Origin of the sequence: Prochlorococcus sp. RS04, from assembly GCF_001989455.1 — a bacterium.
Classification (GTDB): Bacteria; Cyanobacteriota; Cyanobacteriia; order PCC-6307; family Cyanobiaceae; genus Prochlorococcus_A.
Genome location: NZ_CP018346.1, coordinates 1,410,900 through 1,436,823, shown reverse-complemented (window position 1 = coordinate 1,436,823; position 25,924 = coordinate 1,410,900). Strand labels below are relative to the sequence as shown.

31 protein-coding genes are annotated in these 25,924 nt (G+C 34.4%); 11 read left to right on the top strand and 20 right to left on the bottom strand.

The window, feature by feature from the left end; all coding sequences use genetic code 11:
* Positions 1–37 precede the first annotated feature (37 nt).
* The 7 genes from BS621_RS09285 to BS621_RS07925 all read left to right on the top strand — a co-directional run bounded on the left by BS621_RS09285 (position 38) and on the right by BS621_RS07925 (position 5,927).
* Positions 38–274, top strand: a complete 237-nt coding sequence (locus BS621_RS09285; protein WP_156858212.1) for a hypothetical protein — start codon at positions 38–40, stop codon at positions 272–274.
* A complete protein-coding gene (locus tag BS621_RS07950) occupies positions 243–512 on the top strand; it encodes a hypothetical protein (RefSeq protein WP_077142437.1) in 270 nt (89 codons plus the stop codon). Before BS621_RS09285 ends, BS621_RS07950 begins: the two co-directional genes overlap by 32 nt.
* A 2-nt stretch (positions 513–514) precedes the next feature.
* Positions 515–739 (top strand): hypothetical protein, encoded by a 225-nt coding sequence (locus BS621_RS07945; protein ID WP_077142436.1) that lies wholly within the window; start codon positions 515–517, stop codon positions 737–739.
* Positions 726–2,114 carry an AAA family ATPase gene (locus tag BS621_RS07940; RefSeq protein WP_077142435.1) on the top strand — a complete coding sequence of 463 codons (1,389 nt, stop codon included), beginning with the start codon at positions 726–728 and terminating at the stop codon, positions 2,112–2,114. Before BS621_RS07945 ends, BS621_RS07940 begins: the two co-directional genes overlap by 14 nt.
* A gap of 298 nt (positions 2,115–2,412) precedes the next feature.
* The gene (locus BS621_RS07935; RefSeq protein WP_077142434.1) at positions 2,413–2,658 is read left to right on the top strand and encodes a hypothetical protein; all 246 of its coding nucleotides are present in this window, start codon (positions 2,413–2,415) and stop codon (positions 2,656–2,658) included.
* Between the two features lie 205 nt (positions 2,659–2,863).
* The gene (glpK, locus tag BS621_RS07930; RefSeq protein ID WP_077142433.1) at positions 2,864–4,369 is read left to right on the top strand and encodes a glycerol kinase GlpK; all 1,506 of its coding nucleotides are present in this window, start codon (positions 2,864–2,866) and stop codon (positions 4,367–4,369) included.
* Positions 4,296–5,927, top strand: a complete 1,632-nt coding sequence (locus BS621_RS07925; protein WP_335681538.1) for a glycerol-3-phosphate dehydrogenase/oxidase — start codon at positions 4,296–4,298, stop codon at positions 5,925–5,927. Before glpK ends, BS621_RS07925 begins: the two co-directional genes overlap by 74 nt.
* Positions 5,928–5,932: 5 nt before the next feature.
* Here BS621_RS07925 and BS621_RS07920 read toward each other — a convergent pair whose 3' ends face one another.
* Positions 5,933–7,621 (bottom strand): alpha-amylase family protein, encoded by a 1,689-nt coding sequence (locus tag BS621_RS07920; RefSeq protein WP_077142431.1) that lies wholly within the window; start codon positions 7,619–7,621, stop codon positions 5,933–5,935.
* A gap of 126 nt (positions 7,622–7,747) precedes the next feature.
* Here BS621_RS07920 and BS621_RS09280 point away from each other — a divergent pair, with 126 nt between their 5' ends.
* Positions 7,748–7,933 (top strand): hypothetical protein, encoded by a 186-nt coding sequence (locus tag BS621_RS09280; RefSeq protein WP_156858211.1) that lies wholly within the window; start codon positions 7,748–7,750, stop codon positions 7,931–7,933.
* A 223-nt stretch (positions 7,934–8,156) separates the two neighbouring features.
* On the opposite strand, the gene BS621_RS07915 is transcribed toward BS621_RS09280, so the two are convergent.
* Entirely contained in the window at positions 8,157–9,590 is a 1,434-nt protein-coding gene (locus tag BS621_RS07915) for a glycoside hydrolase family 13 protein (RefSeq protein WP_077142430.1), read from the bottom strand.
* A gap of 223 nt (positions 9,591–9,813) precedes the next feature.
* On the opposite strand from BS621_RS07915, the gene BS621_RS09275 reads away from it, so the two are divergent.
* On the top strand, positions 9,814–9,960 hold the full coding sequence (locus tag BS621_RS09275; protein ID WP_179850519.1) for a hypothetical protein: 147 nt from the start codon (positions 9,814–9,816) through the stop codon (positions 9,958–9,960).
* Positions 9,961–10,052: 92 nt separating this feature from the next.
* On the opposite strand, the gene BS621_RS09735 is transcribed toward BS621_RS09275, so the two are convergent.
* Complete coding sequence (locus tag BS621_RS09735; protein ID WP_257787465.1) at positions 10,053–10,187, bottom strand: hypothetical protein; 135 nt, start codon at positions 10,185–10,187, stop codon at positions 10,053–10,055.
* 497 nt (positions 10,188–10,684) lie between these two features.
* Positions 10,685–11,092, bottom strand: a complete 408-nt coding sequence (locus BS621_RS07910) for a hypothetical protein (RefSeq protein WP_077142429.1) — start codon at positions 11,090–11,092, stop codon at positions 10,685–10,687.
* Positions 11,093–11,225: 133 nt separating this feature from the next.
* On the opposite strand from BS621_RS07910, the gene BS621_RS09270 reads away from it, so the two are divergent.
* Positions 11,226–11,366, top strand: coding sequence for a hypothetical protein (locus BS621_RS09270; protein WP_156858210.1), 141 nt, complete (start codon positions 11,226–11,228; stop codon positions 11,364–11,366).
* Positions 11,367–11,635: 269 nt separating this feature from the next.
* Here BS621_RS09270 and BS621_RS09680 read toward each other — a convergent pair whose 3' ends face one another.
* The 7 genes from BS621_RS09680 to BS621_RS07875 form a co-directional block, all read right to left on the bottom strand.
* A complete protein-coding gene (locus BS621_RS09680; RefSeq protein WP_075537598.1) occupies positions 11,636–11,770 on the bottom strand; it encodes a high light inducible protein in 135 nt (44 codons plus the stop codon).
* Positions 11,771–11,898: 128 nt separating this feature from the next.
* Positions 11,899–12,585 (bottom strand): DUF1028 domain-containing protein, encoded by a 687-nt coding sequence (locus tag BS621_RS07900; protein ID WP_075507845.1) that lies wholly within the window; start codon positions 12,583–12,585, stop codon positions 11,899–11,901.
* Positions 12,586–13,863: a M20 family metallo-hydrolase gene (locus BS621_RS07895; protein WP_077142428.1), complete on the bottom strand. Its 1,278-nt coding sequence runs from the start codon at positions 13,861–13,863 to the stop codon at positions 12,586–12,588. It abuts the gene before it with no gap.
* A 94-nt stretch (positions 13,864–13,957) separates the two neighbouring features.
* A complete protein-coding gene (asnB, locus tag BS621_RS07890; RefSeq protein WP_077142427.1) occupies positions 13,958–15,970 on the bottom strand; it encodes an asparagine synthase (glutamine-hydrolyzing) in 2,013 nt (670 codons plus the stop codon).
* A 4-nt stretch (positions 15,971–15,974) separates the two neighbouring features.
* A complete protein-coding gene (locus BS621_RS07885) occupies positions 15,975–17,087 on the bottom strand; it encodes an aspartate/ornithine carbamoyltransferase family protein (protein WP_225866693.1) in 1,113 nt (370 codons plus the stop codon).
* Positions 17,088–17,470: 383 nt separating this feature from the next.
* Positions 17,471–18,958 carry a glucosylglycerol-phosphate synthase gene (gene ggpS, locus BS621_RS07880; RefSeq protein ID WP_077142425.1) on the bottom strand — a complete coding sequence of 496 codons (1,488 nt, stop codon included), beginning with the start codon at positions 18,956–18,958 and terminating at the stop codon, positions 17,471–17,473.
* A 70-nt stretch (positions 18,959–19,028) separates the two neighbouring features.
* A complete protein-coding gene (locus BS621_RS07875; RefSeq protein ID WP_075439666.1) occupies positions 19,029–19,307 on the bottom strand; it encodes an RNA recognition motif domain-containing protein in 279 nt (92 codons plus the stop codon).
* 253 nt (positions 19,308–19,560) lie between these two features.
* On the opposite strand from BS621_RS07875, the gene BS621_RS07870 reads away from it, so the two are divergent.
* Positions 19,561–19,773 (top strand): DUF3721 domain-containing protein, encoded by a 213-nt coding sequence (locus tag BS621_RS07870; RefSeq protein ID WP_077142424.1) that lies wholly within the window; start codon positions 19,561–19,563, stop codon positions 19,771–19,773.
* Between the two features lie 39 nt (positions 19,774–19,812).
* Here the strand turns inward: BS621_RS07870 and BS621_RS07865 are convergent, their stop codons facing one another.
* The 9 genes from BS621_RS07865 to BS621_RS07825 all read right to left on the bottom strand — a co-directional run bounded on the left by BS621_RS07865 (position 19,813) and on the right by BS621_RS07825 (position 25,858).
* Positions 19,813–20,025, bottom strand: a complete 213-nt coding sequence (locus BS621_RS07865; RefSeq protein WP_075439674.1) for a hypothetical protein — start codon at positions 20,023–20,025, stop codon at positions 19,813–19,815.
* 8 nt (positions 20,026–20,033) lie between these two features.
* Positions 20,034–20,603 carry a S41 family peptidase gene (locus BS621_RS07860; protein WP_075507834.1) on the bottom strand — a complete coding sequence of 190 codons (570 nt, stop codon included), beginning with the start codon at positions 20,601–20,603 and terminating at the stop codon, positions 20,034–20,036.
* Between the two features lie 3 nt (positions 20,604–20,606).
* On the bottom strand, positions 20,607–20,912 hold the full coding sequence (locus BS621_RS07855) for a DUF3764 family protein (RefSeq protein WP_077142423.1): 306 nt from the start codon (positions 20,910–20,912) through the stop codon (positions 20,607–20,609).
* Between the two features lie 245 nt (positions 20,913–21,157).
* Positions 21,158–21,913 (bottom strand): NAD-dependent DNA ligase, encoded by a 756-nt coding sequence (locus BS621_RS07850; protein WP_077142422.1) that lies wholly within the window; start codon positions 21,911–21,913, stop codon positions 21,158–21,160.
* Positions 21,910–23,079: a hypothetical protein gene (locus tag BS621_RS07845; protein WP_083703272.1), complete on the bottom strand. Its 1,170-nt coding sequence runs from the start codon at positions 23,077–23,079 to the stop codon at positions 21,910–21,912. Before BS621_RS07845 ends, BS621_RS07850 begins: the two co-directional genes overlap by 4 nt.
* A gap of 446 nt (positions 23,080–23,525) precedes the next feature.
* The gene (locus tag BS621_RS07840; protein WP_077142421.1) at positions 23,526–23,891 is read right to left on the bottom strand and encodes a DUF1330 domain-containing protein; all 366 of its coding nucleotides are present in this window, start codon (positions 23,889–23,891) and stop codon (positions 23,526–23,528) included.
* A 90-nt stretch (positions 23,892–23,981) separates the two neighbouring features.
* A complete protein-coding gene (locus BS621_RS07835) occupies positions 23,982–24,431 on the bottom strand; it encodes a hypothetical protein (RefSeq protein ID WP_077142420.1) in 450 nt (149 codons plus the stop codon).
* On the bottom strand, positions 24,432–25,172 hold the full coding sequence (locus BS621_RS07830) for a hypothetical protein (RefSeq protein ID WP_077142419.1): 741 nt from the start codon (positions 25,170–25,172) through the stop codon (positions 24,432–24,434).
* The gene (locus BS621_RS07825) at positions 25,172–25,858 is read right to left on the bottom strand and encodes a hypothetical protein (protein WP_077142418.1); all 687 of its coding nucleotides are present in this window, start codon (positions 25,856–25,858) and stop codon (positions 25,172–25,174) included. Before BS621_RS07825 ends, BS621_RS07830 begins: the two co-directional genes overlap by 1 nt.
* Positions 25,859–25,924: the final 66 nt, after the last annotated feature.

The window sequence follows — 25,924 nt, the reverse complement described above, 5'->3', positions numbered from 1 at the left end:
TAAGTGCGGGGATTATCAACAAACAACTCCATATATATTGAGAACACGCAACAGACCACCAAAGTTTTTCAAAGGAAAGAAGCTCCAAGCTTCTAACTTGACTCATCACGATTCAGTTGGAATTGCAATGGATTTAATTTGCTTTGAGAAATCTGGTGTGAATGTAAATGGATTTCTCGTGATGACGAATCCTTCTGTTCTTACTGCATATAACGAGTTGAAGAATAATCCTTCAAAGGTTAATGACTACTACAAACTGGATAGAGCTTCCTAAGTTAGTTGAGTATCTATATTGCAGTGAAAGAACTGTTTATAAGTTAAAAAAAGCGAATGTATTTGTAGCGGGAGAACACTTCTATCGAGTAGGTGAAGGAAAGGAAAAAGGGAAATGTGTTTATGGATTAGAGGAGTGCAGAAAAGCACTACTTAAACATTCCGCAGAAACTAAGAAGCAAAAGGGAGCTAGGTATAGAAAAATTCTAGTAAAAGAAGTATTAGGTAGAGGACTTTAAAAATGGAAAAGAATAACTATAAAGAGCCTGACAAATTGTATGAAATTGAAGCTGATGAACTTATGTTCATGATAAGAACAGGTATCACCCCAAAACTACGATCTGATCGTAGGAACATAACAGGTGATGTAGAAGAAACAAAAAATAAGAAGGACCATAAACCTAAAAGTAGATACAAGAAACCAACAATTCGATATCAGAAAGAGGGTAATAATGGCAAAACCTAAATCCTATGATGAGCTGCTTAGTGAGATCGCACTTGCAAGAGAAGCTGGAGATAAAAATGATGAGCTAGCTTGGAAAGCTAAATTGCAAAGTAATTATGTTGTGTCAGAAAAACAACTTGAGCAAGAATTAAAAAGTTTAATAAAGTCTCAAGCAAAAACAATTACTGAAAGTTTAAATACATTTGACGATGAAGTAGATACCTTTTTTAAAGGTAATTGTGAAATCCAACCAAAGGACAGGATAGTTTACTTAAGGGATAAAGCAAAAAATCTTGGTTTGAATCTTAGAGATAGTGAAATCAGAGCAAAGATTTGGGAAGGTCGTAAACGATCTAAAGGACTTGTAACAATGCTCGCTCCAGACATGGAAATAAATGCACCACAAGAGGTTTGGCTAGTCGAGGATTTAATAATGAAATCAGATACAAACCTTCTTATTGCATCTCCTAAAGTTGGAAAAACTACTTTAGTTGTTGACTTGATTGGCAAATGGAGTCGAGGCGTTGAAGATTCCTATTTGGGCAAAAAGTTCATTGGAAAGTGTCCTCCAGTTTTTATTGTGGGGACTGACATGCCTAGGTCAAGGTGGTTACCACTTCTAAATAGATTTGGACTCGCAGAACGAATAGGAAAAGATAAATGGAAATTATTAAATCCAATAGTTGGCTTATTTACTCAAAATGAATCATTGCATCTTGATGACTCTGGATTATCTCGTATTGGAGAATTGGTTAGCAAGCATGAAGGATGTTTATTGTTAATAGATAGTTACTCGAAAGTTGTTGCACCTCTTGGAGTTAAAGAAGCTGACGCAAGTTTTGCTGGACCTATTGGAGATCTTCAAGAGGTTGTCGCTCCTTTTGGAGTAACTACAATTGTCATCCACCACAGTGGCAAACAAAGTTTAGGGTCTGGTGCTGTGATGGCTTCAAGGGGTTCAACTGCTCTTCCCGCTGCAGTATCTCAAGTTGTAAATTTAAAATGGTTTAATAGAGACGAAAATCGTCAGGATAAAAGAATACTTCTTGAAACTGAAGGTAGAGGAATGTCTTTAGAGGCAATAATTTTGCAAACTCAATATGGTTTTGAAACGGAGGGGAATGCAACTGATGTTATAGAAAAGCAGAAGGAAAAAGAGAAAATCGCAAGATTACAAGACAGTCAAGCTGAGGTGTTTGAAGAGGTAAAAGATAGAAGACCTCAAGAAGTAACTTCTGGTGATATTAAAAATGCTTTAAAGATTGGTGATAGGTCTGCTCTTAGGTCATTAAGGGCATTAGAACGAAAGGGTTTATTAATTAGTGAAACCAGAAGAACTGATAAAGGTAGATGCGTAGTTTTTAAAATATCACCAACAACTGTCTTAACTGACTAGATGTCTTAGGTGACTAAACTGTCTAATCCTTAAAAGACATTGGACACTTCAGACACATAAGATGTATAGACACATTAGGCAACTTTAATAAAAACTTTCGAAATTATTTATGAAAAAAGAAAACGATATTATTAACTTTTGGGTCCTTTCCAGAGTAAGTGTGTGAGTGATTTCGGAGCCCAAAAATCTACTAGGTAAAGGGTTAAAAAATTAGACACACTTTTACAAATTCCTGATCAGGTAAATGGACTAGAATCATTGCATAGCAGTTAATCTCACCTAATGTAAATTTTGTAAGATGAAACCAAAATCATTCGAAATTGAAGCCTTTACTATTAGCTATGCAGCCAAAAAATTAGGATATAAATCCACAAAAACAATCTATCGACTTCTCAAAAGAGATTTATTAGAAGAATATGTTTATTTAGAAAAATCAGGAAGAGTTTATTTAATATTAGAGCCACTAAATCGTCCAACTTTAGCGGAAAAAATTGCAGCAAATATTCAAGTAAGAAGAAATAATATTATCAAGAGGTGCGAGTAGTAAGCGTTTCCTTTACTCCTAATTTCTCTTAAGTAATAATTAATATTTGGCAAGATTTTACAGATGAAAAAAATTAGTTCCGCTATATTGAATTTAAATAACATATGAAAGATTGAGGAGGTAAAACTTCTCTTGAATTAAATTCTTATTTTGCATTCCACTGAATTGGTCAGCCCATAGTAAGTAATAAATAAAAAGATTTACAATGAAAGATAAGCCCCTAATCCTCTCTCTTGATCAAGGAACTAGTAGCTCAAGAGCAGTAATTTTTAATTGTAGTGGTGAGATTATAGCTAGTGCAAGCTCTCCTTTAGAAATCAACTTTCCCTCTGATGGCTGGGTTGAACAAGATGCAAATAATATTTGGAATAGTCAACTAAAAGCAATGGAGCTATTAGAGAAAAAAATAACTCCTGAGCAACGTGGTTCTGTAATAAGTTGTGGGATTACTAATCAGAGAGAAACAACTATCCTATGGAGGAGAAGCAGCAGCAAGCCTTGTGCTCCTGCCCTTGTATGGCAAGACAGGCGTACAGCAGGTATTTGTCAAGCATGGCAGAAAGAAGGGTTAGAAGAACAATGGTGCAAAAGCACTGGCCTTGTACTAGATCCATATTTCAGTGCAAGCAAAATTTCTTGGCTTTTACAAAATGAAGAAGAAGCAAAGACCGCTTTATTTGAGGATGATCTTTGCTTCGGTACTGTAGAAAGCTGGATGTTATGGCAACTATCAGGAGGCAAACAGCATCTTTCTGATATGAGCAACGCAAGTAGAACTCTATTACTTGATATTGAGCTATTGGAATGGATGGAACCTTATTGTGAGGTAATAGGCTTAAATAAAAACTCATTACCAAATCTAGTACCTTGTCAGGGTGATTTTGGAAGGATTGAATCACACTTCCCATTTGGAGGCGTGCCAATTCAAGCTTTATTAGGCGACCAGCAAGCTGCGACACTAGGTCAGTTGTGTTTAGATAAAGGTAGTTCCAAGTGTACTTATGGGACTGGAGCCTTTTTGGTAGTCAATACAGGGCAGGAAATCCATCGTTCTAAATGTGGGCTACTCTCTACGGTGGGGTGGACTGATAAGAAAGGAAACCCAACATACTGTTTAGAAGGTAGCCTTTTTAATGCTGGGACGGTTGTACAGTGGCTTAGAGATAATCTTCAAATCATAAAGAGTGCCGATCAAATAAATACACTTGCAAATGAAGTAGAGAATGCCGCAGGTGTGATGTTTGTCCCTGCATTTACTGGCTGGGGGTCGCCTCATTGGGATCCTAAAGCTCGTGGCATAGTTCTTGGGATAACAAGAGATACACAAAGAGGTCATCTTGCCCGCGCTGCTCTCGAAGGAATTGCTCTTTCAGTAGCAACATTAGTTAAGGCTGCTGAAAAATCTCTAGGGCAAGAGCTGAAAGAGATTGCAGTGGACGGGGGTGCTGCAGCTTCCAATCCACTGCTAGAAGCACAAGCAAATTCAACTGGATTACCGGTGAGAAGGCCGATTAATTTAGAAAGTACCGCAAGAGGAGCGGCCTTGCTCGCAGGCTTTCATTGTGGTGGAATTGACAATATCGAAGATCTAATTAAAGAAAGGCACAAAGATTCAGAAGTGTTTATGCCTAATATAAATGAGGTTGAAAGAGAAAAATGGCTCTCAAAATGGAATGAAGCTGTCCAAAGAAGTCTTGGCTGGCATGAATAAAATAAATGTTGATTTACTTGTAATTGGAGCAGGAGCTACTGGGGCATCTGTAGCTTACGAAGCTATGCAAAGAGGCCTAAAGGTAGGTCTTGTAGACGCAGGGGATATTGGTGGTGGGACGAGTAGTAGAAGTACTAAACTTCTACATGGTGGAGTCAGGTATTTAGAGTTGGCATTTAAGACTCTAGACCTTTCACAACTTAAGCTTGTTAGAGAAGCTCTACTCGAAAGAGGGTTCTGGTTGAATGAAGTACCTTTTTTAGCAAGAAGTATTGAGCTAGCTTTACCTACCCCGAATTGTTTTAACAAGGCCTACTATGGGTTAGGTCTTAAAGCATATGACATACTTGCAGGAAGCTCGAATATTGGAGCAAGTCGGCTACTTTCTAAAGAAGAAATTAATAAAGCTATACCTTTATTAAGGGGTAGTATTGATGGAGGAGTTGCATATAAAGACGGTTATTTTGATGATGCACGATTAAACTTATTATTAGCGCTGACATCTGAGAGAGAAGGGGCACATATCAAAACCTATAGCAAAGTTTTAGAGTTTAAATATCGAGAAAATGGACAAATATGTGGTGCGATTAGCCAGGGTATTGATGGAAGCCAGCAATCATGGGAATGCAAAGCAGTCGTAAATGCTACTGGTATTGGATCAGACAAGATAAGACATCTTGCAGATCCAAATGTAGAGCAAAGAATTCTCATTAGTAAAGGTATGCATTTGGTTATCGAACAAAATTTATGTCCTGAAGGTATAGGACTTCTTATTCCTTCCACTGATGACGGTAGAGTTTTATTTGTCCTACCATTTTTTGGGCGTACACAAATTGGGACTACCGATAGTAGATGTAATATTGACGAGGCCAATTGGCCTTCTCCTATTGAAGAATCTTATTTAATTAGACACATCAATAGTTGGTTCCCTAATCTTAAGGAACCAACCATAAGCAGCCGATGGTCAGGAGGCAGACCTCTTTTAATGCCATCCAAACATGATATGAATAGCAGTGATGTTGTTAGGGAACATGAAATAGAGGTACTTTCATGCGGACTGATTAGTGCTATGGGCGGGAAATGGACTACATCACGAAAAATAGCACTTGACACTCTTCAAGAAGTTGAAAAAATCTTGGATATTAAGTTATCCCATAAAAAAAGGATCCCTCTAATTGGCTGCAAGAGCGATAGTCATCAAACTCGCTTATCACTACTCAAAGACCGAGAAGAATTGAGCAGATTCCTGCCAGATTCAATATGTAAACAGCAACAAATAGAACATCTCCAATCAAATTTTGGACTAGAGGCTCTTTCAGTAATTCTGAAAGCTCCTATTGAAAAAAGAAAACCACTAAGTCAGGTAATACCAGTTTGTATAGCTGAAATTGAACATGCAATTGACAATGAACATGCCCGTACCACCACCGATATTTTGGCCCGCAGGAATAGACTTGCAATGATTGACATCAATGAAGCCAAACGAATAATCCCAATCGTTCAGCAGAAACTAGAAGAAAGAAATCTTCCAAAATCTAATTTGGACTTGTCTAAATAATAAACTCAAGCGTTGACCTTCTCTATCTTTTCCTCAGCAAGACCATCTGTCTCAACTTCACTTATAAGCCACCAATTAAAACCGTAAGGAGGTAAATAAATAAACCAATCAGGTCCAAGGTTAGGATACTCACAACCCCATAAAACCTCCCTAGCACGAGCACCTTTCCACCTACTCAAATCCTGCGACAATGTAGCTCCAGCACTAGATAAATTAGCAGCTATTAAAATTGTCATGCTATCGATTTTTCTAGTAAAGATGATTACACTAGGATGGTTTGAATCTAATAATTCAAAATCTCCATGCCGCAGAGCAGGTAATAACCGTCTACAAGTAAGCATTTGACGATGCCAGTTCAAAAGAGACCCTGGGAGCTGCTTTTGTACTTCAACATTGATGACACGATAATTATAGCCAGGCGTAGTAATTGCAGGAAGGACTAACAACGGTTCTGGGGCATTAGAGAATCCTCCATTTCTATCAGGCGTCCATGCCATAGGAGTACGATTTGGATCCCTATCTTTTAGGCCAGGCCAGTCACCCATCCCGAGCTCATCGCCGTAATACAAACATGGCATCCCTGGAAGGCTATAAAGCAAAGAATTTAAAAGTTTATTCACAAGGGGATCTCCTTTGAGAAGTGGAGCTAATCTTCTATTAATCCCCCAGTTCAACCAATGTCCATGGCCAGCACTCAATCCCGTTCGGATTATTTGAATAATCTCATCAGGAACCAAGTGCCCATCACCAAGCCAAAGTTCATCATGGTTACGAAGAGGCAATGCCCATTTACACCCACTAACAGCGTTTTGAGCCTCGTTCAAACAAAGTTCAAGATTTTTAGAACTACCACTTGCCACAGCTGCAAATAAATGTGCAGTAAGAGCAAAGTTAAAGGCACCATGAAGCTCATTATTTCCTGCAATGTAAGGAGAGATCTCATCCACTGGCTGAATAGCTTCTGCCAATAGCAATACATCTCGTCCATGAGCATCAACACGCTTACGTACTTTCCTCAAAAAAGAATGTGTCTGAGGGAGTCCCTCGCAACGACTTCCTTCCTCCTCATATAGAAAAGGGACAGCATCTAAGCGAAAACCATCAACCCCTTTCTCCAGCCAAAAATCAATCACACCAAGCATTTCATCCTGAACCCAAGGATTTTCATAATTGAGATCAGGTTGACATCTCAAAAATCTATGCAAAAAATATTGTTCTGCGACCTCGTCCCACTCCCAATTGGATTCTTCAAAATTACGAAATAAAACAGGCGCAAGACTGTAGCGAGAAGGGTCATCTGTCCAAACATAAACATTTCTTTCTTTACTCCCCTTCGGTGCCCAGCGTGCTCTTTGGAACCAAGGATGAAGATAGCTAGTGTGATTCAAAACTAAATCAAGAATAACCTTCAACCCATGTTCATGCGCAGTTGTCAGAAACCGGTGAAATGCTGAAAGATCTCCCAACTCTGGATGAACGTTTTTAAAATCTGTTATGTCATATCCACCATCTTGCAAGGGTGAAGGAAAAATAGGTGTGAGCCAAATAGCGTCAACTCCAAGCCATCTCAAATAGCTCAATTTGCTACTCAGACCCTGTAAATCTCCAACACCATCTCCATTACCATCCGCAAAGGTGCGAGGGATAAGCTGGTAAATAACTGCACCTTTCCACCATGCCCCATTATCAGACATAAAACTAATCGCGTTACCCACTTTTTAAAGGCTAAACAAGCATTGCAAATTCGTCAGCCATTTGGTTTTTAAAAATCTTCAATTTAATAAACATCGAGAGATCGGAATCAATGGGCTAAAGAACAATTGCTATCCTTATTTGCAGATGACAACAAAGTACGAATGAAGGAATTAGAAGAAAATACCATTGAACAAATAAGAACTCTTCTTAATTATTTAGAGCAAACAGAACTATTGAAGAACAAAGATATTCTTAGGTGTTTAGATGTAATAGCTAGGGAGTATGGAGGAGAAGTAGTAGATAGAAATTAAATGGCTAATCCAGATCAAGAAAAAAATATTGCTAAAGCCAACATATGAAGTAGTTAAATCAATTTGTTCTAAATGCCAAGACGAATCTGGATCTACAGATTTTTATGAAGAAATTAAATCTCAAAAATATCGGTCAGTAATAAGCGTTTCCTTTACTCCATAATTTCTCTTAAGTAATAATTAATATTTGGCAAGATTTTACAGATGAAAAAAATTAGTTCCGCTATATTGAATTTAAATAACATATGAAAGATTGAGGAGGTAAAACTTCTCTTGAATTAAATTCTTCTGATTTGAAAATTATTTTTGAAACAGTTTTTGATAAGTTGAATGCGCTCAATCTACTTCTATTGACGTAAATTGTAATTTTATTTTTTTTTGATTTAAAATTTCCGCAAAGAATATCTTTTTCTGGAGATGTCCACTTAATTCCATTTTTTATAAAAATTCTATATGTTTTCCTAAATTCAATTATAGATTTTATGAACTCTCTAATATCATCATTATATTTATTATTACAAGGAAAACTTTCTCTACAATGGGGTTCGGCCCCCCCAGATAAACCAATTTCTGTTCCATAATAAATGCACGGAACTCCTTTATTTATAAAAAGTAAGAAAAGTGCTAGTTTTAAACTTTTAATATCTTTAGCTAATGTATTTAGTGCCCTAGGCACATCATGACTATCTAATAAATTGAGATTTCCATTATTAATTTCGTTAGAATACCAAGATTCCGTAATCTTTAAAATATTAATGTATTCTTTAGAAGTTAAATTTTTTAATGGGTAAAAAGGATTTTTATAGGGAGAATTTAACTTAAAATCGGCGACCCAAGATATAGTGCTCCATCCAACTCGATAATTCATCACCCCATCAAAATATTTTTTATTTAACCATTTTCTAGCATCACCCCAAATTTCTCCTACAACCCAAACTTCTGAATTGATTCTTTTCATTTCATAATTAAATTTATCCCAAAAAGAAAAAGGGATCTCTTCTGCCACATCTAATCTCCAGCCATCAATACCTTTTTCAACCCAGTATTTCCCAACAGATAAAAGAAAATCTTCCACATCCTTATTTTCAAAATTAAATTTAGGTAATGCAGGATCATTCCACCAACAATCGTAACCGCAGGTTTCATTCTCCTTTGGATACGCCTTAAATGGAGTTTCATGTAACTTAAACCAATTTTTATAGGGAGAACTTTTACCGTTCTCAATTATGTGGTGAAAAGGCCAAAAACCTCTGCCACAATGATTAAATACACCATCTAAAACAATAAAAATATCTCTTTTATGCGCCTCATCAATTAGAGAGTAAAGTGCCTCATCCCCTCCTAAAATAGGATCAACTTTAAAATAATCATAGGTATGGTAACGATGGTTAGCTGCTGAAGAAAAAATTGGATTTAGATAAATACAATTGATTCCAATTCCTTTTAGATAATCTAATCTTTCTATAACGCCGAATAAATCTCCTCCCCGAAAACCTTGTAAGTCTGGGGGATCTTCCCAATTCATAAATTCAAAATTATTCTTTTTATATGATGTTTTACTTCTTTTAAATCGATCTGGAAAAATCTGATAAACAACTGCATTTTCAACCCACGATGGTAGTTTTAAAGTTGGATTATTGTGATCTTTTAAAGGCATTTTTAAATGTAATAAATTTTTAAAATCTAAATAATTAGATTCAAAACATAATCAGTGTGAAATTTTAAAGGCTTTATAAGTATCTTTAAATACATAAATTAATTGAATATATTTTGATAACAACAAAAGATGTACTTTTAATTTATAAATATATGCATGGTTGATATGTAGAATGTTTGCTTTTTAGCAAATTAAAATAAACGATATGTTGAAGCCATATACAGTGCATTACCGTGATTCTCAAAATATAAGATTAGAAAATTGTTTTTATGCTTCTGACGCTTACGAGGCTAGAACATTAGCAATGGAACTTAATAAGTATATAAATAATCATCCAAACTGTATAGACTTAATAAGATGTGAAAATTGAATAATATTTCTAGTAATTTAAAGTAAAAATCCATTCAAATACACTTAAATTCTTTTTTTTTCGACTTATTTCGACTATCAATCAATATCAAACTACATCATCTCATATTGATCAAATTTACTTTTTAACTTTGCCGCTTTATGGATTAATCCAACTGCTTCTTTTCTTCCAGTAGCTTGTTGAGCTTTGCGCATTAAGTCAGCATATTTTTTGTTTAGTTTTTTCATTAATTACTTTTTTAAATTTATGTACACAGGCTTAATAAGTGATTTTATTCTTTGGATTTACTCTATTGAATAGATCAAAACAATTTGTTAAGCAGAAAGTATTTGACTCTTGCAGGTGGGATTCTTTTTCAAAAATTCTTTAGCTGGTCAATATTGCTTAGTCTTATCTCTACCTGAGATAAGGTAATTGTAACATAAATCACAAAATAAATTCCTTAGAAATAATTCGCAACTGATTTATGTTTAGGTTATTTAAGTAATTAGTGGTATTGAATTTGTTCTCATAAGTTTCCAAATTATTAATCTCACAGGTCATACTGTTTGATATTAAATCAATTAAATGTTCTTTATCCATATATAACTTATAAGTCTTATATGCAATTAATTACGGCAAGGTTCTTAATTCAACACCTAAGTATTATTACTTACATATAAAGGGTTGGCGATTTTTATTAAATTGGAGGAGGAGCTGGAGGCATAAAAAAGGATCGATGCAATTAGTAAGCGTTCCATTTGTTGGCTTTATTTAATCCGTAAATACATAAAAGAGGATTAGCTATTAAAACAATCCAAAAGGGAGGTGGAGGACCTCCATCAACAATTGTTCCAGCATTAAAAGTATTGAATAAGGCTACTGCTAACAAACAAACCATTAAAGCTAGTTCACCTGATAAAACTTTTTTTAAAGATTTTTTATCTTTGATAGAGCTGCAAATAATCAATAAGAATCCTATCCCTAAATTACTAGCTGCTACAACATCTGCAGTCCCTCTTACAAGAAGCAATGTTTCACTTGAAGCATTGCCTGCGATAGTTTCCACAGAAAAAATTAGTAGGAAAATAATTAATAATCCCAATAGGATATGAAGACTCCCAGTAGTTTTTAAAATATTTTTTAACTTCATTCTAAAATAAGCTTATTACTTTTCATTTTATATTTACTGTCAATTCTTTAAATGGGTTTAAGGTGTTGAATCAACAACTAAGTATTTTCTTTAAATTATAAAAATCTAGTATTAAGTAATTAATTTATACTAAATGGAAATAATTTTAAAAAGAGAAACCTCATTAGGTTTAGAATCTTTTGAAGATCTAGGTTTTAATTCCGAAGAGGAACTTGAATTAGAAATTTCTAAACTTACTAAATTTAGGCCTGAATTTGATACTAATTCGAAATAAGTTAATAGCGATTCAAAAAAGTAAAGTTTTAACTATATATTCTCTATTTTTTAATTGTTGGTTTTGATTTAATTCTTCCAAATCACTTATTCAATATCAATTAAAAAAGTCAGCCCGTATCCCTACTAACTGACTTCCATGACGATGCAAGTTTTTAAAAACTATACGATTGTAGTTGTTGTTGTGATGCTTAAAACAACTGCAAAAAAGAATATGTATGGAACCACCTTAAGGGGTACATATCCTTGTCTTTTAGATATAAAATCCATTTATACAAATCCTGGAATAATTTGTCCTGTTGTTAGATATGCGCCAATAAGCGCAATAAAGCCAATCATCGCAAATCTACCGTTAAGCTTCTCAGCTACGATTTTTTCCTTCTCAACAGCTTTTGTTTCGTTCATTTGTTTGGTTGGTTGTTTAGCTAAGACGCTTCTTAATGCAATCTTGAAACAAATCTAATAATTAAAAATTATAAGTGTGAGTATAATTACTTACTCTCATATTCTCTATAAGCTGAACTTATTAAAGCTTACGCGACTCTAAATTCCTGTTTCATATTCATTTCAGGCAGGTCATTCATTGAGTCTCTCCATTTCTGGGCCCATTCACTTTGACTATGTTTATAAATTCTAATTAGTTCATCTACAGAGGAATCATGATAATCAACTCTCAGATCTAAAAGAGGAAAGCCTAGTTCTCCACTAACTTTTAGAGCGCTTGAGGTTGAACGGAGGCTTCGTTTATCTCCACCTACACTTTCTCCTGCATTAAGAGCATCAAGTAGTCTTTTCCCTAATTTAATATTTGGATCACTTTGTTTGAAAACATCAGCCATCACCTCAAGAACTTCAATATTCTCTAGAAAATTGCCAGCTACAGAAAAGTTTTCTCCACTAATATGTCCGCTTGTCTGAAAACATTCTTGACCTGTCCAGCATGCGCTTCTCCCGTACTTATCAATTAAGTGAACCTGTCTTTTTTCCCTGCCAAAATCTTCTTTAATTAAATCTTCCAAAACTATTTTCGAATCAGAGCAGGATTGGAGTGACTCAAGACTTCTTATTCCTAAATAAGGATTAGTTTGCCCTTGAGTTGCAACAGCACCAACCTGTGATCTAACGAATGAAACTGTTGAGCCAACAGCTATATGGCAAGAAGAAACTGCAACACCAAATCTATTTTTTAAAGGATCAAAACCAATAATTGAAAATGTCATTTATATCGTTAGAGGCTTGTCTAAAAAATTCTTATCAATGGAAAATATTGTATTCAATAAAACCTCAATACCATTAGCACATTGATCAAGAGAAGTATATTCCTTATAGGAATGACTCAGACCATTTCTGCTTGGAACAAAGATCATAACCATAGGACAGATCCTTCCTATTTCTTGTGAGTCATGACTTGCTTTGCTTGGTAAGATTCCAGTTTTAAATCCCAACTTTTCAGATTCATGAAATGAAGAGCTCACTAATTTAGGACATGACTTAGTGGGGATCACTTCAAATTGAGGTTCTATCTGTACTACGCATCCAGTACCTTCTTGAATTTCTGAGCATAGATTCTCAATTCTTAAGCTCATTTTCCTAATCACATCTTTATCCAAATCTCTCATATCTATTGTGAATACTGCCTCTCCTGGAATAACATTTGCCGCATTGGGATGTAGTTTCAATTTACCAACAGTTGCGACTGCACTTTCAGAAGTAGTTTTAGCTATCTGTTCAATGCCAACAATAATTTTAGAGGCGGCCAAAAGTGCGTCATTTCTATTTGACATCGGGGTAGTTCCTGCATGATTTGCCTGACCTTTAACCCTAACGGTTATTCTTTTTTGACCTACTATTCCATTAACAATTCCGATATCCAAACCACCATCCTCAAGTACCTTTCCCTGTTCAACATGTAATTCAAGAAAAGCGAATATATCTTTTTTACTTCTTGCCGCACTTTTAATCTCAAGCCAATTTCCACCAATCCGAGAAAGATTATCAATTATTGAGCAAGAATTACTGGTAACAAAATCTTCTTCTTTAACAGATAAATTACCTGTAAAGCCCTTACAACCAATCATTGTCGATTCTTCATCAGCAAAGACAATTATTTCAAATGGTCTATTTAATTTAATGTCATTTTCCTGAAGAAAAAAAGCAATTTCAATTCCTGCAATCACTCCTAAAGTTCCGTCATACTTACCTCCCTTTGGAACAGTGTCGAGATGAGATCCGGTAACAATGGGAGGTAGATTATTATCATGCCCATCTAATCTTGCAATAATATTTCCAGCAGTATCAATTCTTATTTTCAAACCTAATTCCTTAAGGGTTTTCATAAAAAAATTTCTTGCATATATATCTTCATCAGAAAAACCTCTTCTTGAAACAGAACCATTCTCAGAAGCTCCGATTGAAGAAAAAGAATTTATCAAGTCTTGGATTCTCTCCCTATTTATTACCTGTGGCTCTAGGATGTTTAACCCAGCGCTATAACTCATACTTCTATTACTTAAACCTATTTAAGGTCTCTTATTTTTCAAATAAAACCTGTATTGGTTTACACCTTTTCAGAAATTAATTTAAGAAACGAATTCAAACTTTCCAGCCCAAATTATCAGCCATCTTTTGAGCCTTATCAGGGATATCCTCAATTATAAAAATCTTATATAAGATCTGAACACTTAAAAGATGATTGATTATTGCATCCAATTGTACTTTTTCTGAGGCATCAAGCTCTGAACTAAAAAATTTATTCAGCAAATCATTTACTTCTGTTTCATCCAAGATTCCAAATTCTCTTATCCTCTCAGGACTTAAAAATTCATTCACAATTTCCTGCATAGAACTTAAATTATCTTTATCTGCATGGGAAGGGGGAGCCATGAAAGGAAATTTTTCACGTTTATATAGTGATTCAGGCAGCAATCCTGACATGGCTTCTCTTAAAACATACTTCTCGACATTGTCTTTAATCCTTAATTCAGGGGGGACAGCAACGGCAGCTTCAGCTAGGTGATGATCTAAAAATGCAGGTCTGGCTTCCATTGAATTTGACATATCCACTCTATCTCCACCCCATGTAAGAATTTGACCCTCAAGCATAGTCTTCATCCAAACATACTGAGCCTGATCAATTGCATATCTATTTTCTAACTGTTCAAGGTCAAGTTCTCCAAAAATTGCCGCCCCGGGATCATAAGTTTCCGTTATCTCTTTATATTTGCTTGAGACTAGACTTTTCGCATAAGTTTCACATGCAAGCCAAGGTTGAAGGCAACTTGGCGTAAATCCTAAAAATTCCTTGAAAGATTTATTACTTATTTCTTTATTAGCTAGCATCGCGCCCTTGAAAATATCATTTGAATTTTCCAGGTTTTCTTTAAGATTCTCAGATTCTGAATTAGAAATTCCGACGCCATAGGTATACATATCTTTTCTAAAAGCGGGATAGCCTCCAAACAATTCATCTGAGCCCTCTCCTGTCATAACGACCTTATAATTGAGCTCATTCACTCTTTTACTCATAAGGTACTTTGCAATTGCAAGGGTGTTATAAATAGATCTTTCAGTAAACCATAGAACCTTTTCAAAATTCCCATACAGATCATCTCCATTTATTTTTAAAATCTCATGATCTGCATTTGTGGCATCAGCCATCTCTTTTGCTATCGAAGTTTCATCATATCTTTCATCACTGAAGCCAATCGTGAATGCCTTTACTGATTTTTGACTTATGGCAGAAGCCAATCCCAAAATTGAGCAACTATCAATTCCACCGGACAAATAACAGCCGACAGGAACATCAGCGACCATTCTTAATTCAACGGCTCTCAACAATTCTTTTCTAATATTTTCAATAAAATATTTTTCACTTTTATCTCTTTCATAAGTGTTTTTCTTAGGGAAATTTATATCCCAGAATTTTTCCTCTGTTATCTGAAATTTATTATTTACTCTTTTGACCTTAAGGATATATCCGGGTTTAACTTGCTTAACACCGGCGAATGCTGTAGAGCCAGGTACCATTACCTGCATCAATTGATGAACCAGTCCTTCACCCGTAAATTTTCTTTCAACTGATGGATGGGCGAATAATACTTTTAATTCAGAGCCAAATATTAAGGAATCATCAGTCTCAATCCAGTATTGAGGTTTAATCCCAAAACGATCTCTTACAAGATAAAGACAATCCTGTTCTGCATCAAACAATGAAAAGGCAAATTCTCCTCGCAGATAAGATAATGACTCATCAATGCCATATTTCTCATAAAGCCTAAGCAATATTTCCGAATCACTTTTTGAAGAAAAGCTTACGCCCTGTGCAACAAGATTAGCCCTAATTCTCTGAAAGTCATAAAATTCACCATTATGCGCCATCAGAATATGATTTTCAGCACCACCGACAAAAGGCTGTCTGGCTCGATTTTCATTTAAATCTATTATCGATAATCTCGCATGACAGAATCCTACAGAAGCATCATCTGATAATTTATATCCAAAACCGTCAGGTCCACGATGGCTTTGAATAGCCGCCATATTTACAAGAATCTGAGGTTCAACAGATTTCTCTTTTGATTTATTAAAAACCCCGCCTATTCCACACATCTAGTTAAACGACATCCATCACTCTTGTTGTTCTATCCATCAGACAGGTAAGTAATGCCATTCTTACAAATACCGCTCCTCTTGACTGAGCAAAATACCAATTTTTCGATGTCTGATCCAATGATGTTGACAATTCAGGACCACGAGCAAGTGGATGCAATATTATGGAATCTTTTTTAAATGGTAACTCACTGTGCAATTTAAATGAACTTCCATGAACCTCATAATTTTCTCCCACCCATGCAATTGCATTTATATAGGTAACGTCCAGGGAAGGCAATACTTTTTCCATATCTGTCTCCAGCTCAATCTTCAGATCAGATTCAATAAGTTGTTCAAGCTGGCCTTCATCAAATAAATCGTTCTGATCAATTGATTTATCATCGTAAATGACAATAATTTTTTTTATGAAATATGGAAACTTGCAGAATAATTTCAAAAGAGATCTGACTGTTCTCATACGTGATGGAACTCCGATGATACCAATGGTTATTTTTTCACTATCATCAATTGATTTGTTGACCAGATGCGGTCTCCATTTAAAAATCGTATAAAGATCAGACATCGCCTGAGTGGGATGTTCATCGATTCCGTTACCGGCATTGATTATTGGAATTCTCAATGATTTTGTCATTTCAAAGATCGCCTCATTGTCACTTTCTCTGAGGACAACGCAGTCACCGTAATTATTAAACATATGAGCAATATCCAGATGGGTTTCTCCCTTGGCAATTCCAGTGGAACTTTTATCGGTGATATTTATTGAATCGCCGCCCAGCCTGTGCCATGCGCTGTCAAACGATAATCTTGTTCTGGTGCTTGGTTCATAGAAGGCATTTATGAGTATCTTTCCCTTTAGGGGACTGTTATGGGAAATATATCTGTTTGGGTTACTTTCGAATTTTGCCGCCAGCCTGAAAAGTTGTAGAAGACAATCTTTACTGAAGGGGTCTATGGAAATTACATGCCTGTCCAATAACTCATATAGAAATTCTGCTCTTTCCTTTATTTCAGATAATAAATTCTGAGGATGAGTGGAGCCGTAAATATCAGGTCCGATTCTTGAAAAAGAAAATGATTTTTCCTTATATAAGGTTTTTACTTTGTATGATCCCAAAATATTAAAGTTCCAAAATTTGTTTCGATAACTACATTTTTATAAACAAAAATCAATGTAGACAAGTAATTTCAAAGAAAAATCTCAGAAAAAATCTAATTAATATCAGTTTCTGTATAGAACTAATACAGAAAATATTTAATTAGGCTCAGAATTTAACAGCATGAACAATTACTTTCAGATTCATGATGAGAAAATTCAAGAGCATCTGCGATATCTCTAAACATGTCAGCCACATACTCGTGAGGACAAGGTATACCTACTTAAAATCATAATTTAGGCTTTTAGGAGTTTACGATTAACGAGAGAATAAGCTTATATCTTAATTATCTCAGTCATGAAGACAAAGATAATTTTTTGAACTTTCTTTTGATAATAGAGTTTTACGAATGAAGATCAATAGACTTGATTTGCTCTTCTGCCCAGTCCTGCACAGTGTATGATTCTACTGCTGATGTCATCCTCTCCATTCTCTCTAATTGTTCTTCCAGCGGCATTGAAATTGCTTCATGAATGGATGCATCCATTTTATTTTGAGAATAAGGGTTAGTTAGAATTGCCCCATTTAACAATACGGATGCTCCTGTAAACTCTGATAAAACAAGAACTCCTGGGTTACCTTTTCTTGCTGCCGCATATTCTTTGGCGACAAGATTTAGTCCATCTCGAAGAGGAGTAATCCAGCAAATATCTGCTTGAGTAAACCAAGCAACCATTTCTTCATAGGGAATTCTTCTTGTTGATAAGCGTATTGGGACCCAATCAATAAGACTAAATTTTCCGTTAATTCGACCCACAATTTCTTCTATTCCCCTTTGGGTTTCCTTATATATTTTCATTCCGCTCGCAGCTGAAACGCATGCAATCATTAATACAATTTCTCCATGCAAGTCTTTTCTTTTCTCCAATAAACGTTCGAAGGCCAAAAGCAATTCTTCATTGCCTTTTGTATAGTCAACTCTACTAGCCGACAAAATCAGCTTACGTCCTTTTTTTGTACCTTCTTTAATCTTTTGTATATGATTCTCTACATTCTTACTTTTTATTAGATTAGCTATTAGATCTGGAGAAGTCCCAACTGGGGAAGAGATTATTTTTATCTTTCTGCCACCATAATGTAGATACGGAGTAAAGGATGGTTCTGAGAGTGCACTTCCTACTGAAATAAATTTTTTACTAACAGACTCTTTAGAATCTTTTTTTGCTCCTAAAAGAGAGCTTGCCGCTCTTGCAAAGTTTTCTGCATATCTCGGAATATGAAATCCAACCACATCGCATGAAAGTAAACTTTCTAATATTTGATTTCTCCAAGGCAGAATCGCAAATACATCGCTGGCAGGAAATGGAGTATGGTGAAAAAAAATAATTTTAATGTCAGGCCTGATTTCCCGAATATAGAGAGGCGCAAGCCATAAATTGTAATCGTGTATCCAAATTGTTGCTGATTTCGCTGCTTGATTACAAGCAGTTTTTGCAAACCTTTTATTTACTTCCTCAAATATTTTCCAATCTGCGTTGTTAACATCGAAATATTTAGGGAATGTATGAAGAATAGGCCAAAAAGACTCTTTTGAGGTTACATGATAAAAACTCTTTATTTCTTTTTTATTTAAGGGTATTCTTACTAAGTCAAATGATGTTTCCTTATTGATTCTAGTTATTTCATCTTCTTCATTATCAATATCTTTTACTTCACGCCAGGCTATCCAAGTACCATCTACCTTATCTCTAAAAATATTCCTTAAAGTGGGAATAATACCGTTGGGACTTTTTTGATCTATCCATTTATTTTTACCCAATTTGTCTTTAGATTCGTCATAAGGAGACCTATGATAAAGAACAATAAAATCGCTTTTTCTTTTTAATATCATTGAGTAGATTCTTTTTAATTAATCGAGTTCATGGGAGGAATTTAATTTATGTTAATTAAGTATTTAATTTCTAAAGATTATTTTTCTTGAAATGACTTTTATGGGATTTTTTTCGTTCACCCTCATTTACCCTTATCTCTCGTCCCATCCATTCAACATCTTGAAGATCATCAATGGCTATTTTCTCAGAACTTTGATCATTTAAATCTACAAATGCAAAACCTCTTTTTCTTCCTGTTTCCCTGTCGAGGGGCAAAAAACATTTCTTGACTACTCCATAATTACTAAAAAGCGATTCAAGATCTTCTACTTCAGTATCCCAAGATAAATTTCCAATAAAAATAGTCATTTTTTGTCCTTTTGTAATATTTTCGAATAGTTAGCAAGGACCAGCGATAGAAAACCAATACAAGATACTACTTTACTTATTGTAACTCTTAATAGTCGAGATTCATTTAAAAAGACATCACCATTAATAAATAAGTTATATGCGTCTTATTGAATAGTTAACCTTCAATTTTCATAAACTTTGTAAAGGAATAATCTTTTTAAATATTCCCAAAGATATTCAATACTAAACTCTCATTATTTATAAATTAATTTTGAAACGTTTTCTTTCTTTTCTTTCTTTTCTTTACATGATGATTCTTACTTTGGGTTGTTCCAATAAACAAGCCGAAAAACAAATAAAAATGCCAATGTTATTTGATACAAAAGAACAGGCTGAAAAAGAAGCTCATAAATTTGATTGTGAAGGTGCTCATCAAATGGGGGATAAATGGATGCCATGCAATATGCACAAACATAACCAATAAAAAAAAGCTAAATGCCCCTTATTGTAGATCGACTGTCAATCAATAAGAAGCTCCTCCTGATTCCTCAAGTAATTCATATTTATCTTTTTTCTCATACCACTGATTTAAATCTTCATCACTTACTGTTTTAAATAAAAATAAGGATATCTTTTCTAAATAATCAGCAATATAAATTCTAGAAATTGGGTTTAGAGAAACAAAAATTATGGTAATTAAAACTAATAAAAGCTCAACTAGGAGTATGGGTTTCATTCGGAAATTTAAATTGAGGTTCCTCTTTTTTGATTTGGGGAAAGTTCATTTTCTGGAAAAATTTCTTTTAAATTTTCTGGAAAGAAAAACTCTAGTTTCCTTCTCATATCTCCTTCATATAAATATTCTTTGTTGGGGACTTTAAAAGTATCTCTTACTAATCGAACATTTATTTTTTCCTTTTTACCTGACTCATTAATTCTTAATAAGACTAATTTAATTGGCTTATCTATTGGTCCTTTTATGAGAGAAACAGCCTCTGTAATACCCATTCCTTTAGTTGATTTCCCATCTATTTTGATAATTACATCATTTGGTTGAATGTCAGCGGAAGCGGCAGGAGAGTCATTTATTACAGATTGAATAGTTAATTCAGCAGTATCACTATTAAGAAAGAGCCTTATTCCTATCCCAGATATTTCTTTATCTTTTTTGCGAGAAAATTTTTTATTAGTATTCACGCAACCTGCATAATCTCGTGCTTCTAAACATTTTTTATGTAATTCATCAGATATTCCAGCCTGAACAGAAGTAGATAAGGTTAGTGCCGATATTAGTGGGAATAGAAGTCTTTTCATTTGTTAATCACAACAAGTTTCCGTTTTTGCTGAAGAAGTCCAAGATGATTCTTCCATTGTTGAAAGGTCAACTCTATGGGTTGCCATCCAGTCACCATTAGCTTCGACAAACTTCTGAACATTACCTTCTGGAGCTTGATGAATAACAATAACTTTTTGAGGATCTTCCTTACTTACTCCTCTAAAAAGTGGCTTGATATCAAATTCTGAATGCCTTTTATCTGCTTCTGCACTATCAAATATTGCAGCCCATTCATCGAAAGTGCTTTCAATTTTAAAAGTAAACACGGAGGTAACTGAACAAGACATAAAAAAGGAGCTTGTTTCCTCTTAATTTTAGATCGACTGTCAATCAATTAGTAATTAATTAATTTTCTTTTTCCATCTCTAGTTTCTACTTTGTTTATTCTTAACCCAATAAACAGAGCCCATATAAGTGCAAAAAATATTGGCAAGAAAATGATTGCAAGTTTCATCATTGTTTTAATCCTCTTATTTGATCAAAATAATATCGTTTAAATAAATAACAAAATATAGGTACTTTATCTAATTTTTTAGTACTTAATAGCCATTGCCCAATGTGGATAAACACCAATAGATTTTTCTCTAATTAATTGCAATTTTCTAGAATTTATTTTTACAACGATTCCATCTGTTGGGTAGTTAGTAAATAGTTTTTTATCTGACCATTGCTTTCTATACATCTCAACTTGAGAAGTGAAATTTAGACTCTTATATTCTGGAATCGTAAAACCTAATTTTTTTAAATATTTAAGTGAATCATGCTGATTTAATCTTCCATTAATTATCTGGAAACTACAAAAGCTAAGATGATCGCTTTTGCTATCAGCAGCCCTAAGATAACCACCCGCCTGTCTTTGAGAATAAGTTGGTCTTTCATATTCTGAAGGATTGAAAAGTTCTCCTCTAACTTGGAATAAACCTTTGATTTTTATATTAGATGGAACGTCAGGAACAGCAGAAATCTTATTAGTGCAATCTGTTCCTTTTCTACTAATAGCTTTTTCTAAAATGCCATCTCTATATTGAAGAGCAATCGCACAACCATCAATCTTTGGTTCAATAATTAATCTTGTATCTGGAAGTAATCCTTCTATAAATTCTTGTATTTGATCTTTAGGAAGTGAAGGAAGTGGAAGAGCTTTTTTATTGGTGAAGTAATCACAATTAGGACTAACTCTTTTTAAGTTATTTTCTAATTGATCAAATTGGGCATCAGATATTAGAGCATTACCACTACGATAATTGTCGTCATACCACCTAATTCTCTCTTCTAGATAACTGCTCATACTATTTCCTCCTGTAATTCTTCCAAGTCAGAAGCCATATCTAGATTCTTAGTTTGGAATCTAGCGTAATTTTTATTGTTTGTATCAGTGTCATGCCCCATCATGTCAGCAATTTGCTTAACTGTTCTCATAGTTCCATTTTTAAGTGGTCTTGTGTGAGCAACATAGGCATATCTATGACGGAAGGAATAGGGAACACACTCTAAGCCTTCTGCTTCGGCTTCTGCACAAATAGACAACCAAGTATTTTTAATACTTTTTCTTCTTAAGTATTCTCCAAGATTCTGACCTCCTTTCCCTTTATTTTCTGGTAATTTTTCTCCCGCTGCTAACCTTTGCAGCAAGTTTTTGCACCAACTAAAAGGTTTTCCATCAATATCCCTTACTGCTAAAGGCAATAATTTTCTTTCTTTAAATTTAGAATTTTTCTTCTGATATGTACACCAAAGTTCTGCCTTATTGTTTCGAAGAACTAGATGATTAATTTCTTCTGGTCTTAATCCATAAACCGCACAAAGTTGTGCAGCAAATTTCCATCTTTGAGCTTGGTCATTCTCTCCAAAGTTATCAACCAATCTTCCAATCTGTGCATCTGTTAATGGATAGCCTATTCTCTTGTTTTCTCCAATAAGATCATCTCTCTCTCCGGCAACTTTTGGTTCTAGAGGTCGCCAATATGATGGGAAGTCTTCATAGTTGCAGCAATAATCCAAAAATTTATTAAAAGCTATTCTCATATGCCTTCTTTGAGTTGTTCCTAACTCCCAACCTTCTAGTTGTTTATATTTTCCATGAACATATTCATTAAGAACTTTCTTATGTAGTGTCTTTGAGTTTTGTGGCTTGTGCTTGGCTTTATTCATATAAAACATAACTCCCTCTAAAACAGGCAAGTGCTTATCCTTCCAAGTTGTTTCTTTTATTGTTCTTGTTGTTGTTTTTCTATATCGAACCAAAGCACCTTCCCAATCAAGTGTAATTTCCTTATCAGTTTGCTTAGTTAATTTAAAAGCAATTTTTAAAGGTAGTTTCTTATCACTTTCCAAATATGCTTCCGCACCAATCCTTATGAAGTCATAAGCATCTACCCATTGATTCTCTTGCCAAGCAAAAGGAAGGTTTATTGAAGTAAATCCGTTTTTTTTATTTCCTACTAAAAGACGCATATTTCCTCTATCATTCGAAACTTGCCAACCAGAACCAATTTTGGTCTTAATAGCCTTTCTGAACTCTTTAACCCAACTTTCTGTAGTAGCCGTAAAACAACCTAGTGCTACTTTATTTTCTGCGGAAATCCGTGGAATTACAACCTATAAATGCAAAAGTGTGCAGTCTCGTGCAGTCTTATTCAGAGTATGACTTTAGTTATAGCTTAGATCCCTTTCTCTCACTAGAGGGGTCTTACTGCTTTGGGAGCACTAGGTCGCAGGTTCGAATCCTGTCGCCCCGACCATTTAAAAACCAAGTCATACAAGAGAGTTTCCCAGACTCTCTTTTTTATTGTTTGCTTTTAGAACAATGAGACTGAGCGAGCTTTGAGCGAGGATTTGCTATACCTTGCATAACTTTGCAACCTCATGTCGCTCAGTATCACTAGAAATAGCTTTATTTTTTATCTATTTCTCTCAACTATTCTAAAGTTCATATCTATAGCTCCTTTTCTTAAAGGAATAATATTTTGATAATCACCTTCATAGCAATCTTGTGCTGCCTTTTTGCTTGGAAATTGTGCGAGTACTGAAAACGGTCCATCGTATCCCTCTCTAACATCTGTTTCATAATCAACTGTTAATGTTTTTGCTCCACAACCTTTAACAACTACATCATTTACTTTTGCAAAGTATTTACCTGCTTGTTCTGGATTTGTAATCCTTCCAGAAATCATTACATAACCAGCATTCTTGTCTTTTGGGACTTTATAACCAATTGCAAGCCCAGCAATGCCAGCAATTAAACCAATTAAAATAGTTTTTTTCATTTAAATTTAATTTTTATTAATAGTAGATGATTCTCTTTTAGTTGGCTGTCAATTATTAACTATTAAAGGTGCAAGTAGTAAGCGTTTCATTTAATAATTTATTTTTACCCCTTTTGGCAAATCTAATTTAATACAACGGTTTATATACTTTCTCTCAGGATTATCTACAGGGTAATGAGTTGATTTTTTTTCTTTAATATCAATGATATATCTCCTGTCATCTAATACATATCCGTAACTAGTCTCTGTTTCTTTAATTTTTAAAATCTTACCATCAAGTCTTGACTCAAAAGTATATAAACTATCCCCAACCTTATCGGTTTCCATAAAATTTATTTCATTCAAAAAAGAATCATATTTATAAAGTTTTCCATTTTTATTGTCATAGATCCAAGGAAAATTTTCCCACATTTCTTCAATACTTGCTTTCATATATTTTTCTTGATCACAATATAAAACTTCCAATTTAGGCTTTCCAATAAATCCTATATTTAGAATTGAGAGAGTAATTAGCAGCGGTGCAAGTAGTAAGCGTTTCATTTATTCACAAACATATTTTTGTCCTGAAACTTTCCATACAGGATTAGGGCAATTCGGTTTTTTGGGCTTAGTAGATTCTTCTACCTCTTTCCTAACTTTAACGGGTCTTCTAGGATCTCCTGGACAAAATATTTCAGCTGTGGCAGGGATTTTATAGGTTTCTTGAGAAATATAATATTTACCTTCAGAATTAGCCATTTCTTTTGCAATGGTATTAATTAAAAGTCTTACAGCAAAAGTAATGTCTTGACCTTGTATAACAAAGCCATATCTTGTACATCTTATATCTAAAGTTAACCCTCCAAAAATTCTATTTAATCTTTGTCCTGTTTCATAGTTTTTTTGAGGACTCCATTTTAGCCATTCACTACTTTGAATCTCTATTTTTCTTTGCCATGTGCTGTAAAGAATATCGATAGCTGATTCAAGCTTTTTAGCATTTTCGAAGAGTTCCAAACCTACTTCTTCTGGAGAACTAAGTGCTAATTTATCTCTAAATGATCTAGTCTCTCCTGATAAATCTCTTAGTGAAGTATTTGAGATTCTCGAAGGAAGTTTTCTAATTTCATTTAATAATTCTTCCTTATTTTTTGCATTTTTATTAACCCCAGTCATTGCATTAACGCAACCTTGAAAATCAACTGCTTTCATACACATTTCAGCGACTTTTGGATCTACATTTGCATTAACAGCAGTAGGTAAAGCGAGGGCTGCTAGTAGTGGGAGTAGTAAGCGTTTCATTAATTACAGATAGGTTTCTTTTTCCAAACAGGAGAATTGCAATTAACCTTTTTGGAACCTGCTTTTTTTTCGTTATTAAAAGATGATGGATCAATTTTTCTTATTGGTGTATCACCTTTATTTTTTTTAATATATTCATTCATTCTATTATTTCCGAAATTTCTTTCTAGTTCTGGAGCTATGCCGATTACTCCCACAAAAATTGCTAACAATATAAAAAGAGATACACTTCTGCTCTTATTTTCTTTAGTCTTTCTTTCATATTCTTTAGCTTCATATTCCTTGAAATAAGCTGTCCATTTTTTAACAAATTCTGGTTCGTATAAATTTCGTTCAATTTCTTCATTTTTTTCAACGGCTCCCCCAGTTAATTTCTTCTTAAATTCAGGAAAATCCTTATGACTTAAAGCCCATTGTTTCCAAGAAGTCCATTCTTGTAACTTTGTTTGTTTGTTTTGTCCTTGTATTAAAAAAGCATCTCCACCAACATCTGGTCCAAATGCACCAGTTATAGCTCCTGCGATTGCTCCACCTGCTCTACTATTTTTCGGTGGCATAACCTCAACTTCATGTAATTTAAGAAATTCAATTACAACTATATCTAAGCTTTTAACAGGTAAAGGTTTTAATTCTGGATGATCTCTGTAAATTCTATTTAATTCAGACTGCTTCCACTTTTTATCCATAAAAAAAAAGCTAATTGCCCCTTATTTTAGATCGAATGTCAATCAATAATTTCTAAATTCTACGAG